Genomic DNA, 552 nt, shown 5'->3' on the forward strand with positions numbered 1-552 from the left:
CCACCAGGACCCTCGGACTCTCCAAGGGCGTCGTCAGCGTCTCCCTCGTCGTCGCCAACTTCAAGCCCGGCCTGCACTCCATCACCGTCGTCTACGCAGGCGACGCCAACCTCAAGACCAGCACCTCTCCCGTCCTCAACGTCCTCGTCCACGGCCTGACCACCACCACGCTCGCCACGGCGACGGCCTCCCCGGTCGTCGGCCAGAACGAGACCTTCACCGCCACCGTCAAGGGCGACAACGACGCGCCCCCCACCGGCACCGTCACCTTCAAGGACGGGGCGACCGTACTCGGCACCGGCACCCTCAAGACGGCCAACGGCGTCACCACCGCCTCCTTCTCAACCTCGCTCCTGACCGTCGGGGCCCACTCGATCACGGCCGCATTCTCGGGCGATCCTAACGACGTCGCCAGCGACTCCTCTCCGCTCAGCCTCACCGTCGGCCAGGCCTCTTCACTGGCCTTCGCATCCGCTGCCAGCACCTCGATCAATTACGGGGATTCCGCCACTCTCTACGCCGCGGTCAAGTTCGCCTCCCCGGGTTCCGGGT

Annotated in this window: 1 protein-coding gene; it reads left to right on the forward strand. The window is 67.6% G+C overall.

The features are described 5' to 3' along the window. Nucleotides 1-552, forward strand: a 552-nt coding sequence (locus tag ACYOEI_RS41115; protein ID WP_462856480.1) for an Ig-like domain-containing protein, incomplete at both ends; no start/stop codon positions are given.

This window comes from Singulisphaera rosea (assembly GCF_054877945.1).